The following is a 14973-nucleotide window of genomic DNA, read 5'->3' as shown; positions in this document are numbered from 1 at the left end:
AGTGCGGGTGAAACGTGGCTGAATTGTACCTGTTTACAAACAAACACGCATGTATGTATATTTCCGTCCCATCATTCCCGCCGTGTGCGTGGCAGGCCGTTGCCGGCTGCTTCTCCCCGCCGGTGAGCGTTGCCTGCTGGCGCTTTCGGCCTGTATCAGCGCGTTTTGAGATTCCTTCCCCTGAGAGCCTTTCCGTCATGTTGCTGAGCCGAATCCGACCCATCGCGCTGTCGCTGGCCATCGCCGCGACCGTGGCTGCCTGCGGCGGCCAACCCCAGGCCCCCGAACAGGGCCCCGGTGACGTCACCGTGGTCACGCTGAAGTCCGAGACCGTGGGCCTGACCCGCGAACTGCCGGGCCGTACCACTGCCTTCCTGGTCGCCGAAGTGCGCCCGCAGGTCAATGGCATCGTCGCCAAGCGCCTGTTCACCGAAGGTGGCATGGTCAAGGCCGGCGAGCCGCTGTACCAGCTCGACGACGCCAGCTACCGCGCCCAGGCCAACAACGCCCGTGCCCAGCTGGCCCGCGCCGAAGCCACTGCCAATGCCGCCCGCCTGAGCGCCAAGCGCATCACCGAGCTGGCCAAGGTCGACGCGGTCAGCCAGCAGGATCTGGAAAACGCCGTGGCCGCGCAGAAGCAGGCCGAGGCCGACGTCGGCGCCGCCAAGGCATCGCTGGATGCGGCCAACGTCACCCTCGGCTACGCCCGTATCACCGCGCCGATCAGCGGCCGCATCGGCAAGTCCAGCGTCACCCAGGGTGCGCTGGTCAACGCCGGCCAGGCCAATGCGCTGGCCACCGTGCAGCAGCTGGATCCGATCTATGTCGACCTGACCCAGTCCTCGGCCGAGCTGCTGCAGCTGCGCCGCGAACTGGCCGCCGGCCGCCTGCAGGACAACCAGACGCTGCCGGTCAGCATCCTGATGGAAGACGGCAGCACCTTCGAGCACAAGGGCACGCTGGAGTTCTCCGAAGTCAGCGTCGATCCGGCCACCGGCAGCTTCGGCCTGCGCGTGAAGGTGGACAACCCGGACGGCCTGCTGATGCCGGGCATGTACGTGCGCGCAGTGATCGGCGGCGGCGTGCGCAGCGATGCGGTGCTGGTACCGATGGCCGGCATCGCCCGCGATCCGAAGGGTGACACCTCCGCGATGGTGGTCGACAAGGACAACAAGGTCGAAGTGCGCCCGGTCAAGGTCAGCCGCACGGTTGGCGACAAGTGGCTGGTCGAGGACGGTCTGAAGGCCGGCGACAAGGTCATCGTCGAAGGCCTGCAGAAGATCGGCCCCGGCATGCCGGTCAAGGCCACCGAGAAGGGCGCTGCTCCGGCCAAGCCGGCAGCGGCCGCCCAGCCTGCCGCTCCGGCCGGCGACGCGAAGTAAGCGGAGAACCCCATGGCACGCTTTTTCATCGATCGACCCATCTTCGCGTGGGTGATCGCCATCATCATCATGCTCGCCGGCGGCCTGGCCCTGTTCAAGCTGCCGGTCTCGATGTACCCCAACGTCGCACCGCCGGCGGTGGAAATCAGCGCCACCTACCCGGGTGCATCGGCCAAGGTGGTCGAGGACTCGGTGACGCAGATCATCGAGCAGAACATGAAGGGCCTTGATGGCCTGATCTACTTCTCCTCCAACAGCTCGTCCAACGGCCAGGCCACCATCACCCTGACCTTCGAGAGCGGCACCAACCCGGACATCGCCCAGGTGCAGGTGCAGAACAAGCTGCAGCTGGCGATGCCGCTGCTGCCGCAGGAAGTGCAGCGGCAGGGCATCAACGTGGCCAAGTCCAGCTCGGGCTTCCTGAACGTCATCGCGTTCGTGTCCGAGAACGGCAGCATGGACGCCAACGACATCGCCGACTACGTCGGTTCCAATGTCGTCGACCGTCTGAGCCGCGTGCCGGGCGTGGGCAACATCCAGGTGTTCGGTGGCAAGTACGCCATGCGTATCTGGCTGGACCCGAACAAGCTGCATACCTATGGCCTGTCGGTTGCCGAAGTGACCGCAGCGATCAAGGCACAGAACGCCCAGGTCGCCATCGGCCAGCTCGGCGGTGCGCCGTCGATCAAGGGCCAGCAGCTCAACGCCACCATCAACGCGCAGTCGCGCCTGCAGACCCCGGAACAGTTCCGCAACATCATCGTGCGCGGTGCGCAGGACGGTGCCGAGCTGCGCCTGGGTGATGTCGCCCGCGTCGAGCTGGGTGCGGAATCGTACGACTTCGTCACCCGCTACAACGGCCAGCCGGCCAGCGGCCTGGCGGTCACCCTGGCCACCGGCGCCAACGCGCTGGATACCGCCGCCGGCGTGGATGCCGCGCTGGAGGACATGAAGAACTTCTTCCCGGCCGGGCTGAAGGCCGAGATCCCGTACGACACGACCCCGTTCGTGCGTGTGTCGATCAAGGGCGTGGTGCAGACCCTGATCGAAGCGATCGTGCTGGTGTTCGTGGTGATGTACCTGTTCCTGCAGAACTTCCGCGCCACCCTGATCCCGACCATCGCCGTGCCGGTGGTGCTGCTGGGTACCTTCGGCGTGCTGGCGATGCTGGGCTTCTCGGTGAACATGCTGACCATGTTCGCGATGGTGCTGGCGATCGGCCTGCTGGTGGACGATGCCATCGTGGTGGTGGAGAACGTCGAGCGCATCATGTCCGAGGAAGGACTGTCGCCGCTCGAGGCCACCCGCAAGTCGATGGGCCAGATCACCGGCGCGCTGGTGGGTATCGGCCTGGTGCTGTCGGCCGTGTTCGTGCCGATGGCCTTCATGAGCGGTTCCACCGGCGTGATCTACCGCCAGTTCTCGGCCACGATTGTCTCTGCGATGGCGTTGTCGGTGCTGGTGGCGATCGTGCTCACCCCGGCGCTGTGCGCGACCATGCTCAAGCCGCTGAAGAAGGGCGAGCACCACGTCGCCCACCGTGGCCTGGCCGGTCGCTTCTTCAATGGCTTCAACCGCGGCTTCGACCGCACCAGCGAAAGCTACCAGCGTGGCGTGCGCGGCATCATCCATCGTCCGTGGCGCTTCATGGGCATCGTTGCGGCGCTGTTCGTGCTGATGGGCGTGCTGTTCGTGCGCCTGCCCAGTTCGTTCCTGCCCAACGAAGACCAGGGCGTGCTGATGGCGCTGGTGCAGGCGCCGGTGGGTGCCACCCAGGAACGTACGCTGGAATCGATCGCGGCACTGGAAAACCACTTCCTGCAGAACGAGAAGGATGCGGTGGACTCGGTGTTCTCGGTGCAGGGCTTCAGCTTCGCCGGCATGGGCCAGAACGCGGGCATGGCATTCGTCAAGCTGAAGGACTGGAGCGAGCGTGACGCCAACAATGGCGTGATGCCGATCACCGGTCGCGCGATGGCGGCCCTGGGCCAGATCAAGGATGCCTTCATCTTCGCCTTCCCGCCGCCGGCCATCCCGGAGCTGGGTACCGCTTCGGGCTACACCTTCTTCCTGAAGGACAACAGCGGCCAGGGCCACGAGGCACTGGTGGCCGCGCGCAACCAGCTGCTCGGCCTCGCCGCCGGCAGCAAGAAACTGGCCAACGTGCGCCCGAACGGCCAGGAAGACACGCCGCAGTTCCGCATCGACATCGACGCGGCCAAGGCGACTTCGCTGGGGCTGTCGATCGACCAGGTCAACGGCACGCTGGCCGCCGCATGGGGCAGCTCGTACATCGACGACTTCGTCGATCGTGGCCGCGTCAAGCGTGTGTTCGTGCAGGCCGACCAGCCGTTCCGCATGGTGCCGGAGGACTTCGATCTCTGGTCCGTGAAGAACGACAAGGGCGAGATGGTGCCGTTCAGCGCGTTCGCCACCAAGCACTGGGACTACGGTTCGCCGCGTCTTGAGCGCTACAACGGTGTGTCGGCGATGGAAATCCAGGGTGAACCGGCCCCGGGTGTCGCCTCCGGTGACGCCATGGCCGAGATCGAACAGTTGGCCAAGCAGCTGCCGGCGGGCTTCGGCATCGAGTGGACGGCGATGTCCTACCAGGAACGTCAGGCCGGCTCGCAGACGCCGCTGCTGTACACGCTGTCGCTGATGATCGTGTTCCTGTGCCTGGCCGCGATGTACGAAAGCTGGAGCGTGCCGACGGCGGTGCTGCTGGCGGCCCCGCTGGGCATCCTCGGCGCGGTGCTGGCCAACACCTTCAAGGGCCTGGAGCGCGACATCTACTTCCAGGTGGCGATGCTGACCACGGTGGGCCTGACCAGCAAGAACGCGATCCTGATCGTCGAGTTCGCCAAGGAGAACCTGGAGAAGGGCGCCAGCTTGATCGAGTCGATCATGCATGCCGTGCGCGACCGCTTGCGTCCGATCGTGATGACCTCGCTGGCCTTCGGCATGGGCGTGGTACCGCTGGCGGTCTCCACCGGTGCCGGTTCTGGTGCAAAGCAGGCGATCGGTACCGGCGTGCTCGGCGGCATGATCGTCGGCACCGTGCTCGGCGTGTTCTTCGTGCCGCTGTTCTTCGTGGTGGTGCAGCGCGTGTTCAAGCGCAAATCTGCGACGTAAGCGAAACGGTAGTGCCGGCCGCTGGCCGGCACTACCTCCTGCCATCCGGCAGTACCGATGGAAGTCATTCCCATGAAAAGTGCATCCCTGTTCCTTTCCATTGCCGGCGTGCTCACGCTCGCTGGCTGCTCCACTCTGGTGCCGAAGAACACCGCTGTCGCTCCGGCGATTCCGGCGCAGTGGCCGGCCGAGGCCGCGCAGGGCGAGGTGGCCGATGTCGCCGCCGTCGGCTGGCGCGACTTCTTCACCGATGTGCGCCTGCAGCAGGTGATCGACCAGTCACTGCAGAACAACCGCGACCTGCGCGTGGCCGTACTCAATGTTGAACGCGCGCGCGGCCAGTACCGCGTACAACGCGCCGACCGCGTGCCCGGCGTGGCCGTCACCGGCCAGATGGAACGTCGCGGTACCGATGCCGGCGTCACCGAGCAGTTCACTGCCGGCGTCGGCGTGGCCGAGTTCGAGCTGGACCTGTTCGGCCGAGTGCGCAACCTCAGCGAAGCGGCACTGCAACAGTACTTCGCCGTGGCCGCCAACCGCCGTAACGCGCAGCTGAGTCTGGTGGCCGAGACCGCGACTGCGTGGCTGACCTACGGTGCCGACGCGCAGCGGCTGAAGATCGCCGATGCCACGCTGAAGACCTACGAGGATTCGCTGCGCCTGGCCGAGGCTCGCCACGAACGTGGTGGCAGTTCGGCGCTGGAGCTGACCCAGACCCGTACCCTGGTCGAGACCGCACGTACGGATGCTGCACGCCTGCGTGGCCAGCTGGCCCAGGACCGCAATGCGCTGGCGCTGCTGGCCGGTGGCCAGCTGGATCCGGCACTGCTGCCGGACAGCATCGAACCGCAGCTGCTTGCTCTGGCACCGCCGCCGGCTGGCCTGCCCAGCGACGTGCTGCTGCAGCGTCCGGACATCATGGCCGCCGAACACCAGCTGCTGGCCGCAAACGCCAACATCGGTGCGGCACGCGCAGCGTTCTTCCCGAGCATCTCGTTGACCGGCAGCATCGGCAGTGGTTCGAACGAACTGTCCAACCTGTTCGACAGTGGCACCCGCGTGTGGAGTTTCCTGCCGAAGATCACCCTGCCGATCTTCCAGGGTGGCAAGCTGCGCGCCAACCTGGCCATCGCCAACGCTGATCGTGATATCGCACTGGCGCAATACGAGAAGTCGATCCAGGTTGGCTTCCGCGAAACCGCCGATGCGCTGGCATTGAACGTCAGCCTGGATGAGCAGGTGAGTTCACAGCAGCGCCTGGTGGATGCGGCCGAACAGGCCAACCGCCTGTCGCAGGCCCGCTACGACGCGGGGCTGGACAGCTTCGTCACCCTGCTTGATGCGCGGCGTACCGCCTACAACGCGCAGCAGACCCAGCTGCAGGCCCAGCTGGCGCAACAGGCCAACCGCATCACCCTGTACAAGGTGCTGGGTGGCGGCTGGCACGAGCGCGGGTAGTCCGCGCTTCCGGTAGGTGCCAACCTTGGTTGGCACGGATGCGTCAGCGCTGGTGGCTGGCCCTGTGCCAACGAAGGTTGGCACCTGCCTTGATGATCGATGGTAGTGCCGGCCGCTGGCCGGCATTGTCATTTCCGGACCTGCTACACCGCTTCATCGTCGCGCCGCGCTGCATGGCAGGCGCGCACCCGCGCCAGCGCGTCGCCGGCTTCGCGTGCCATCTGCTCGTACTCGCGACGGATCTCTTCCAGCCGCTCTTCGTCCAGTTCTTCCAGATCCAACAGTTCGTTGTTGGCTTCGGCCGTCGCCCGGATCAGCTCGTCCAGCTTGATCTGCATCGCGGCGGTATCCGCGTTCTGCGTGTGCTGGATCAGGAACACCATGAGGAAGGTGATGATGGTGGTGCCGGTGTTGATCACCAGCTGCCAGGTGTCGTTGAAACCGAATACCGGGCCACTGATGCCCCAGATCACCACGATCGCCACCGCTGCCAGGAAGGTCCACGGCGAGCCGGTGGCGGCCGCGGCCTTCTTGGCGATCGTATTGAACAGGTTGCGTGCTTTCATCGTCGTCGTCCCACTCAGGTGACGAGGATGATCGGCAGTGGCGGCTCGTGCAGGGGCCGTGCAGCCGCCCAGGTGTAGATCAGGCGCGCAGGCGTGGCGCGTCCTGCAGGCGCACCGGACTGGTCTGGTAGACGTGCTGCCAGCAACGATCAACGAACTCGCGGGCCTGGGCTTCGCTCAGGCGCGGCATGATCTGCAGGGCGTACTGGGTCTGGAACATCTCGTCGCGCTGCGCATTGCTGGCGCGCGGCTGGGTGATCAGCGAATCGCAGGCGAACTTGATCCACGGTACGTAGGAGCCGAACGAGTTGTGCGGTAGTGCGCCATCGGCATGCTGGCGGCGCCAGTGGTCAAGCTCGGCGTCAACGTTGATGACCGGGGGAATGGTGGGGACTTCGGCGTGCATGACAATCCAGTTCGGTTGAGTGGAAAGGGAGTGGGGGTTCATCCGAGTGTGGCCGATGAGGCAGTGGAAGCCGCGTCAGCGCGATGTGCAGCCGGCGTTGCGATTGCCTATCAACTGCGCATGCTCGACCGCGCCGAGGTCTTCGGCCATGTCAGCCATCGCATTGCACAGGCGCTCATGGTCGAGCGGGTGGCCGCGTACCAGTTCCAGCTGCAGGCTCTGGTAGGCGGTCCAGAACAGCGCGCCACGCTGGTGCAGCGCGTACTGCTGCCGCAGGCGCTTGCGGATGGCGTCGAGGATCGGGTCGGGCGTGGGGCGTACGGCGTGCGCGCACATGGCTGGCTCCGCCGGGGAAAGGAGTCCCGGTAACCCCACCCTAGGCGCGGCGGCCGGGTGGGGTGTTACCGCAGCGTGTGCACGTTGCGTAGCTGACTGTGCACGGGTTCACGGCAATGGCCGCAAACGCTGCCGGCACTAGGGCGTGCCGGCACTGAAGCGTTCATTAAGCGGGTTCAACAGGACACTGCGTGGTGTTCATTCACCGATGTCTTCGTTCCAGATCTCCGGGTGCTGCGCAATGAAACCGCCCAGCAGGTCCACGCATTCCTGGCTGTCCAGGTCGATCACGTTGACGCCGTTTTCCCGCAGCCAGTCGATGCCGCCCTGGAAGGTGCGCGATTCGCCCACCACCACGGTGCCGATGTTGAACTGGCGCACCAGCCCCGAGCAGTACCAGCACGGAGCCAGGGTGGTGACCATGATGGTGTCCTGGTAGCGGCGCTGGCGGCCGGCCTTGCGGAACGCATCGGTTTCGCCATGCACCGACGGATCGCCTTCCTGCACGCGGCGGTTGTGGCCGCAGCCGAGCAGGCGGCCGTCGTTGTGGTACAGCGCCGCGCCGATCGGCACGCCACCTTCGGCCAGGCCCTGGCGGGCTTCGGCGATGGCGGTCTGCAGCAGGGCCTGGTAGTCGGGCGTGGTGATCATGCGGGGCTCCGGTAAGTCGTGGCCCGCCATGATACGGGCAGGGGGTGCCGCTGGCCCCCGGCGGTGCGATAATCGGGGCCATGAGCGAATCCCCCTACAAAGCCGGTACCACCCATTTCGGGTTCCGCGACGTCGCCGCCAAGGACAAGCAGAAGCTGGTCGGCCAGGTGTTCACCTCGGTCGCGCGCAACTACGACCTGATGAACGACCTGATGAGCCTGGGCGTGCACCGGGCGTGGAAGCGCTACTACGTGGCGACCGCGCAGGTGAAGCCGGGCGACCGCGTGCTCGACCTGGCGGGCGGCACCGGCGACATCGCCGCCCTGCTGAAGGAGCGCGTTGGCGCCGAGGGCTCGGTGGTGCTGGGCGACATCAACGCCGGCATGCTGTCGGTCGGCCGTGACCGCCTGACCAACCGCGGCCTGGTGCTCGGCCTGGACTACGTGCAGTGCAACGCTGAAGCCCTGCCGTTCCCGGACAAAAGCTTCGACCTGGTCACCATCGCCTTCGGCCTGCGCAACGTGACCGACAAGGACGCTGGCCTGCGCGAGATGTACCGCGTGCTGAAGGTGGGCGGCCAGGCCCGCGTGCTGGAGTTCTCCGAAGTCACCGCGGACTGGTTCAAGCCGATCTACGACTTCCACTCGTTCAAGATCCTGCCCAAGCTGGGCAAGTTGTTCGCCAATGATTCGGACAGCTACCAGTACCTGGCCGAAAGCATCCGCAAGCACCCGCCGCAGGATGAACTGAAGGCGATGATGGGGCAGGCCGGTTTCGAGCGCTGCCACTACAAGAACCTGACCGGCGGCATCGTTTCGATCCACTCCGGCTACAAGCTGTAAGCCTTGCCCTGGTGGGTGCCAACCTTGGTTGGCACTCGGCCGCTGCGGTCATCCGCTCTGGTAGGTGCCGACCTTGGTCGGCACGGGTCTGCCACATGCGTTGATGGATCCGTGCCAACCAAGGTTGGCACCTACTCAGGGAGCAGCCGCAGGATCGGCCTTGGCCGCATTACCCCGCACCGCGCAACGCCTGCGGGGCCGGAGGGAGGTACCATTGGGGTTTGATCCCCGTAACGGTCCCGATTCATGCGTAATCCGCTGATGCTCCTTCCGCTGGCCGTGGCCCTGGCCGCCGGCTGCTCCCAGGAGGCGGCCGCGCCCGCCGCTGCCCCGACTGCCGAAAAGGCCCCTGCCGCCCCCGTGAACGCCGAGAACCGCAGCCACGACGAAAGCTCGTATGCCGAGCCGGACAAGGTCGTCATCAAGGACATCGCGCTGGATCTGAAGCTGGACTTCGACCAGAAGCAGATCGGCGGTACCGCCACCTACACGCTGGAATGGAAGCAGAAGGATGCCAAGCAGCTGGTGCTCGACACCCGCGAGCTGACCGTGTCCAAGGTCGAGGCCGTCGGCGCCGATGGCGCGCGCAGCCCGCTGCAGTTCGCGCTGGCTCCGGTCGACAAGGTGTTCGGCAGCAAGCTGACCATCGAGGCCCCGGCGCAACCGGCCAAGGTGGAAGTGACCTACCACACCGCACCGACCGCCTCGGGCCTGCAGTGGCTGGCGCCGTCGATGACCGAAGGCAAGAAGCTGCCCTTCATGTTCAGCCAGTCGCAGGCCATCCATGCCCGTTCCTGGGTGCCGCTGCAGGACACCCCCAGCGTGCGCTTCACCTACAGCGCGCACGTGGTCTCGCGCCCGGACGTGATGGTGCTGATGAGCGCCGACAACGATCCGAAGGCCGCGCGTGACGGTGACTACACCTTCAAGATGCCGCAGCCGATTCCGTCCTACCTGCTGGCCATTGCCGCCGGTGACCTGGTGTTCGAGCCGATCTCCGGCCGCTCTGGCGTCTGGGCCGAGCCGACCATGGTCAACAAGGCCGCCAAGGAATTCGAAGACACCGAGAAGATGATCGGTGCCGCCGAGAAGCTGTACGGCGAATACCGCTGGGGCCGTTACGACATGCTGGTGCTGCCGCCGTCGTTCCCGTTCGGCGGCATGGAGAACCCGCGCCTGACCTTCGCCACCCCGACCGTGATCGTCGGCGACAAGTCGTTGGTCTCGCTGGTCGCCCACGAACTGGCGCACAGCTGGTCGGGCAACCTGGTGACCAACGCCAGCTGGAAGGACATCTGGCTCAATGAAGGCTTCACCACTTACGTCCAGGGCCGCATCACCGAAGCCCTGTACGGCAAGGAGATGGCCGAGATGGAGAAGCAGATCGACCAGACCGACCTGCTGGCCGAAGTGAAGGACATGAGCCCGGCCGACCAGGCGCTGGCGCTGCCGCCGCTGAACGAGCGGGACCCCGACGAAGCCCTCAGCCAGGTCGCCTACGTCAAGGGTTCGTGGTTCCTGGAATTCCTGGAGCAGCGCTTCGGTCGCGAGACCTTCGATCCGTTCCTGCGTGGCTGGTTCGATGATCACGCCTTCCAGAGCGCCAACACCGACCAGTTCGTCGAGTACCTGAAGAAGAACCTGCTGCCGAAGAATCCGTCGGCCGTGACCGAGGCCGAACTGAAGGCGTGGCTGGACGAGCCGGGCATTCCGGCGTTCGCTGCCAAGGCGCAGTCGCGCAACTTCAGCAGCGTCGATACTGCGCGCATCGCCTTCGCCAGCGCCGGCACCGTGCCGAGCAGCCAGGTCATCGCCGACTGGAGCACGCAGGAATGGGTGCGCTTCATCGACGGCCTGGGTGCCACCCAGCCACTGGACAAGCTGGCCACGCTGGACAAGGCCTTCCACTTCACCGGCACCCCGAATGGCGAGATCGCCATGCGCTGGTACCCGCTGGCGATCCGCAGCGGCTACGAGCAGGCCAATGAAGGCGCGGCTGCATTCATCGAGCGCGTCGGCCGTCGCAAGCTGATCCTGCCGATCTACGCCGAACTGGTGAAGACCCCGAAGGGGCTGGAGCTGGCCAAGCAGGCCTTCGAAAAGGCCAAGCCGGGCTACCACCCGATCACCACTGCCTCGGTCCAGGACATGCTGGCCAAGGCTGAAGCCAAGTAAGAAAACGCGCCGGGCATCCCCCGGCGCTTTTTTTGTAGAGTCGAGCCATGCTCGACGGCTGTTGGACGGCCAGTCGAGCATGGCTCGACTCTACAGAATCGCGAAAACACGAAGGACCTCCGCCATGAAACGACTGATCCTGCTCACCGCCTGCACCCTGGCCCTGGCTGCCTGCAGCAACCCCGAGGAAGAGCGCAAGGCGCAGGAAGCCGCCGCGGCCGCCGTGCAGGCGCAGAAGGAAGCCAAGGCCGAGGACGTCGCCAAGCAGTACGACATGGCCGTGGCCGCGCAGGACTGGGAGCGCGCGCGCCTGCATGGTGCCTCGCTGCTGGACCAGTACAAGGACACCGCCGCCGCCGAGCGCATCGCCGCAGGCTTCGACGAGGTCAAGGCCAAGGGCGATGCCGCGCGCGACCTGCGCCGCATGCAGGCGCTGTGGCAGTACAACCAGATCCCGGTGGGCAACAAGGGCAACCAGGTTTCGGCGCAGGTCTACAGCAAGGAACGGGTGGACGTGGATGGCAGCGGCGCCAAGCCGGTGCAGCTGGTGTTCCGCGATCATCCGGAGTGGAAGCGGCATGCCTACCTGGTACTGCAGGCCGGCGATTTCCGTTGCCCGCAGTGCACGGTGAAAGTGACCGTGGACGACGGCAAGCCGGTGTCGATGGCCGCGTGGCGTCCGAAGACCGATGAAGCCATTGCCCTGTTCATCACCGACCAGAAGGCGCTGTGGAAGCTGGCGCGCAAGGGCAAGTCGATCAGCATCGAGTTCCCGGTCAAGGCCGGTGGCACCCGCACCGCCGTGTTCGAAACCGGTGGCGTCGACGCCAGCCGCATGCCGCAGTGGTGGCAGTGATGGTTGCGGCGGGCAGCGCAGTGCACGCGTTGTCCGCGATCCGGCACTGGGTGTTCGACATGGATGGCACGCTGACCGTCGCCGTGCATGATTTCGCCGCGATCCGCCGCGCACTGGAGATCGCGGCCGAGGAAGACATCCTTGACCATATCGCGGCGTTGCCGGACGCACCGGCGCAGGCCAAGCGCGAGTGGTTGCTGGATCATGAGCGCGCGCTGGCCGAGGACGCGCTGCCGGCGCCGGGCGCGGTGAGGCTGCTGCGCGCGTTGTCGGCGGCAGGCTGCCGGCTCGGCATCCTGACCCGCAATGATCATGCGCTGGCGAAGCTGACGCTGGACGCGATCGGGGTCGGGGCGTTATTCGACGATGCCGACATCATCGGCCGCGATGAAGCGGTGCCCAAACCCTCACCGGATGGCCTGCAGCAGCATCTTCGTCGCTGGGGGATCGGGGCTGCGGAGGCGGTGATGGTCGGTGACCACGCCTACGACCTGGAGTGCGGCCGTGCGGCCGGCACGCATACCGTGCTGGTCAACCTGCCGGAGAACCCGTGGCCGGGCCGTGCCGACTGGCATTTCGCTGATTGCCGCGCCTTGCTGGCTGCCTGGCAGGGCGCTTGCTGATGTAGAGCCGAGCCCACGCTCGGCTGCTCTCCGGTCAGATCGCGCTGGCGCGCGCAAGCCGAGCATGGCTCGGCTCTACAGGAATCAAACAGCGTGTCGACCAAGGTCGACACCTACCAACGGCATTCCCAGCAGCGCACGCGCCGAAGGCGCGGGGATAAGGTGGAATGCGCGGGCAGTTCGGCTTACGCGCTCAGCGCGTAACCGAACTGCTGCTTGAACTGCTCGTTGAACTCATCGAAGGTGAAACGCTGGTTCTGCGTGCCCGGATGCTCGACCTTCAGCGCGCCCATCAGGTTGCCCATGCGGCCGATGGTCAGCCAGTCGTAGCCCTTCTGGATGCCGTAGATCAGGCCGGCGCGGAAGGCGTCGCCACAGCCGGTCGGGTCGACCACGCGGCGCTCGTGCGCCGGCGGGATGTCGTAGCTCTTTTCCGGGGTGTGGATGACCGCGCCCTTCGGGCCGCGGGTCGTGATGTAGGCCTTGACCCGGCTGACGATCTCTTTCTCGTCCCAGCCGGTGCGTTCCTGCAGCAGGTTCGACTCGTAGTCGTTGACCACCACGTAGTCGGCCTGCTCGATGAACTCGCGCAGTTCCGGGCCGTTGAACAGCGGCATGGCCTGGCCCGGGTCGAAGATGAACGGGATGCCGTCTTCGTGGAATTCCTGCGCGTTCTGGATCATGCCTTCGCGGCCGTCCGGGCCGACCAGGCCCAGGGTCACGCCCGGTACGCCACGCACGTGGTTCTCGTAGGAACGCATCATCGCGCCCGGGTGGAAGGCGGTGATCTGGTTGTTGTCGTGATCGGTGGTGATGAACGCCTGCGGGGTGAACAGCTCATCGATCACGCGCACGCGCGACAGGTCGATGCCCAGCCCGTCGAAGTACTCGCGGTACGGACCGAAGTCAGAACCCACGGTGCCCATCGGGATCGGCTGGCCGCCCAGCAGGTGCAGGTTGTAGGCGATGTTGCCGGCGCAGCCGCCGAACTCGCGGCGCATGCGCGGCACCAGGAAGGACACGTTCAGGATGTGCACCTTGTCCGGCAGGATGTGATTCTTGAACTGGTCCGGGAACACCATGATGGTGTCGAAGGCAAGAGAACCACAGATCAGAGCGGACATCGATGTAAGCCTATGCGGTGAATTTTGGGGTGGGCCGGCCCGGTTCGGCGGGCAAGCAAACGGCGCCCTTGGGCGCCCGACGGCGCAAAGGTTACCCGCTGGTGCCGCTCAGGGCCAGAACCGGGTGAGACCCGATCAGGCCGAAAGCCTGTGAAGACGCGGGTTCAGCTAGTTTTTTCCTTGCTCGGCGGCAGGCGGGTTGCTAGGCTTGTCGGCCTCGATTTCTGCCCATTTTTTCGCCATCCCGCGGCGGGCACGACACCCCTCAGGACTCCTTCCTCAGATGTTCAAGAAACTCCGTGGCATGTTCTCCAACGACCTGTCCATCGACCTGGGCACGGCCAACACCCTCATCTACGTGCGCGGGCAGGGGATCGTGCTGAACGAGCCATCGGTCGTGGCCGTGCGTCAGGACCGTGCCATCGGTGGCACCCGCTCGGTGGCAGCCGTAGGCGCCGAAGCCAAGCAGATGCTTGGCCGTACCCCGGGCCACATCACCACCATCCGCCCGATGAAGGACGGCGTCATTGCCGACTTCACCTATACCGAGGCGATGCTCAAGCACTTCATCAAGAAGGTGCACAAGTCGCGCGTGCTGCGCCCGAGCCCGCGCGTGCTGGTCTGCGTGCCGGCCGGTTCGACCCAGGTCGAGCGCCGCGCGATCAAGGAATCGGCCGAGGAAGCCGGTGCCCGTGACGTGTTCCTGATCGAAGAGCCGATGGCCGCCGCGATCGGCGCCGGCATGCCGGTGACCGAAGCGCGTGGCTCGATGGTCATCGACATCGGCGGCGGCACCACCGAAGTGGCGGTGATCTCGCTCAACGGCATCGTCTATTCGGCGTCGGTCCGCATCGGTGGCGACCGCTTCGACGAGTCGATCACCAACTACGTGCGCCGCAACCACGGCATGCTGATCGGTGAAGCCACCGCCGAGCGCATCAAGGTCGAGCTGGGCTGCGCCTACCCGCAGGCGGAAGTGATCGAGATGGAAATCTCCGGCCGCAACCTCGCCGAGGGCGTGCCGAAGATGATCAAGATCAGCTCCAACGAGGTGCTTGAAGCCCTGCACGAGCCGCTGTCGGGCATCGTCAGCGCGGTGAAGCTGGCGCTGGAGCAGACCCCGCCGGAACTGTGCGCCGACGTCGCCGAGCGCGGCATCGTGCTGACCGGTGGTGGCGCCCTGCTGCGTGACCTGGACCGCCTGATTTCCGAGGAAACCGGCCTGCACGTGCAGGTGGCGGACGATCCGCTGACCTGCGTGGCCCGCGGCGGTGGCCGTGCGCTGGAGCTGGTCGACATGCACGGCAACGAGTTCTTTGCGCCGGAATAAGCCGTCCCGGCTGCCTGCGCCCGCAGCGCCCCTCCGGGGTGCGGCCCACCACGAGGGTGGGCCGGCACCGGCGGGGCGCCCGCGTGTTT

At 66.0% G+C, this 14973-nt stretch carries 13 protein-coding genes; 8 read left to right on the top strand and 5 right to left on the bottom strand.

Annotated features, from left to right (window positions below; all coding sequences use genetic code 11):
• The first annotated feature begins 197 nt into the window (after nt 1-197).
• The 3 genes from smeD to smeF are packed head-to-tail and all read left to right on the top strand — an operon-like array spanning nt 198 to nt 5975.
• Nucleotides 198-1382, top strand: coding sequence for a multidrug efflux RND transporter periplasmic adaptor subunit SmeD (gene smeD / locus ACW5IY_RS18700; protein WP_010481396.1), 1185 nt, complete (start codon nt 198-200; stop codon nt 1380-1382).
• 12 nt (nt 1383-1394) lie between these two features.
• Nucleotides 1395-4517 (top strand): multidrug efflux RND transporter permease subunit SmeE, encoded by a 3123-nt coding sequence (gene smeE / locus ACW5IY_RS18695; protein WP_049435921.1) that lies wholly within the window; start codon nt 1395-1397, stop codon nt 4515-4517.
• A gap of 57 nt (nt 4518-4574) precedes the next feature.
• Nucleotides 4575-5975, top strand: a complete 1401-nt coding sequence (gene smeF / locus ACW5IY_RS18690; protein ID WP_152906196.1) for a multidrug efflux RND transporter outer membrane subunit SmeF — start codon at nt 4575-4577, stop codon at nt 5973-5975.
• Between the two features lie 143 nt (nt 5976-6118).
• Here the strand turns inward: smeF and ACW5IY_RS18685 are convergent, their stop codons facing one another.
• The 4 genes from ACW5IY_RS18685 to ACW5IY_RS18670 all read right to left on the bottom strand — a co-directional run bounded on the left by ACW5IY_RS18685 (nt 6119) and on the right by ACW5IY_RS18670 (nt 7934).
• The gene (locus ACW5IY_RS18685; RefSeq protein ID WP_032129005.1) at nt 6119-6541 is read right to left on the bottom strand and encodes a low affinity iron permease family protein; all 423 of its coding nucleotides are present in this window, start codon (nt 6539-6541) and stop codon (nt 6119-6121) included.
• Nucleotides 6542-6620: 79 nt separating this feature from the next.
• Nucleotides 6621-6947: a hypothetical protein gene (locus tag ACW5IY_RS18680; RefSeq protein WP_014038526.1), complete on the bottom strand. Its 327-nt coding sequence runs from the start codon at nt 6945-6947 to the stop codon at nt 6621-6623.
• 75 nt (nt 6948-7022) lie between these two features.
• Entirely contained in the window at nt 7023-7283 is a 261-nt protein-coding gene (locus ACW5IY_RS18675; RefSeq protein ID WP_049435923.1) for a hypothetical protein, read from the bottom strand.
• 198 nt (nt 7284-7481) lie between these two features.
• Nucleotides 7482-7934, bottom strand: a complete 453-nt coding sequence (locus ACW5IY_RS18670) for a nucleoside deaminase (RefSeq protein ID WP_005411083.1) — start codon at nt 7932-7934, stop codon at nt 7482-7484.
• An 80-nt stretch (nt 7935-8014) separates the two neighbouring features.
• Between ACW5IY_RS18670 and ubiE the strand changes: the two genes are divergently transcribed.
• The 4 genes from ubiE (at nt 8015) to ACW5IY_RS18650 (ending at nt 12430) form a co-directional block, all read left to right on the top strand.
• The gene (gene ubiE / locus ACW5IY_RS18665) at nt 8015-8776 is read left to right on the top strand and encodes a bifunctional demethylmenaquinone methyltransferase/2-methoxy-6-polyprenyl-1,4-benzoquinol methylase UbiE (protein ID WP_049435925.1); all 762 of its coding nucleotides are present in this window, start codon (nt 8015-8017) and stop codon (nt 8774-8776) included.
• A 246-nt stretch (nt 8777-9022) separates the two neighbouring features.
• Nucleotides 9023-10951: a M1 family metallopeptidase gene (locus tag ACW5IY_RS18660; RefSeq protein ID WP_049435926.1), complete on the top strand. Its 1929-nt coding sequence runs from the start codon at nt 9023-9025 to the stop codon at nt 10949-10951.
• A gap of 124 nt (nt 10952-11075) precedes the next feature.
• Nucleotides 11076-11807 (top strand): lipoprotein, encoded by a 732-nt coding sequence (locus tag ACW5IY_RS18655; RefSeq protein ID WP_049435927.1) that lies wholly within the window; start codon nt 11076-11078, stop codon nt 11805-11807.
• Nucleotides 11807-12430: an HAD family hydrolase gene (locus ACW5IY_RS18650; protein ID WP_049435928.1), complete on the top strand. Its 624-nt coding sequence runs from the start codon at nt 11807-11809 to the stop codon at nt 12428-12430. The genes ACW5IY_RS18655 and ACW5IY_RS18650 overlap by 1 nt, the downstream gene beginning before the upstream one ends.
• A 185-nt stretch (nt 12431-12615) precedes the next feature.
• On the opposite strand, the gene ACW5IY_RS18645 is transcribed toward ACW5IY_RS18650, so the two are convergent.
• Nucleotides 12616-13554 carry a carbohydrate kinase family protein gene (locus tag ACW5IY_RS18645; protein ID WP_049435929.1) on the bottom strand — a complete coding sequence of 313 codons (939 nt, stop codon included), beginning with the start codon at nt 13552-13554 and terminating at the stop codon, nt 12616-12618.
• Nucleotides 13555-13837: 283 nt separating this feature from the next.
• On the opposite strand from ACW5IY_RS18645, the gene ACW5IY_RS18640 reads away from it, so the two are divergent.
• Complete coding sequence (locus ACW5IY_RS18640) at nt 13838-14884, top strand: rod shape-determining protein (protein WP_005419402.1); 1047 nt, start codon at nt 13838-13840, stop codon at nt 14882-14884.
• Nucleotides 14885-14973: the final 89 nt, after the last annotated feature.

The sequence above is a fragment of the Stenotrophomonas sp. C-A genome, assembly GCF_054030835.1.
This window is presented reverse-complemented; position numbering and strand designations above follow the sequence as displayed.